At 59.1% G+C, this 350-nt stretch carries 1 protein-coding gene; it reads right to left on the reverse strand.

The annotated features are described in order from the left end of the window. On the reverse strand, positions 1-350 hold a 350-nt coding region (locus IO40_RS0132855; protein WP_031176691.1), incomplete at both ends, for an ATP-binding cassette domain-containing protein.

Consider the following 350-nt stretch of genomic DNA (forward strand, 5'->3'; position numbering starts at 1 on the left):
ATCAGACCCATGTTGAACTCCCGCTGCAAATCAGCAAGAAGCTCCATCACCTGCGCCTGAACCGTCACATCCAACGCCGTCGTCGGCTCATCCGCAATGATCAGATCCGGCTCCAACGCCAACGCCATCGCAATCATGATCCGCTGACGCATACCACCCGAGAACTGATGCGGAAAATCATCCACCCGCGCCTTCGCCGCAGGAATCCGCACCCGGTCCATCAACTCCACAGCCTTGGCCTTCGCCTCCCTCCGCGAAAGCCCCTGATGCACCCGGAACATCTCCCCCAGCTGATACCCCACCGTCAACACCGGATTCAACGCCGACAACGCATCCTGGAAAATCATGGC

Origin of the sequence: Streptomyces albus subsp. albus, assembly GCF_000725885.1 — a bacterium.
Lineage (GTDB): Bacteria > Actinomycetota > Actinomycetes > Streptomycetales > Streptomycetaceae > Streptomyces > Streptomyces albus.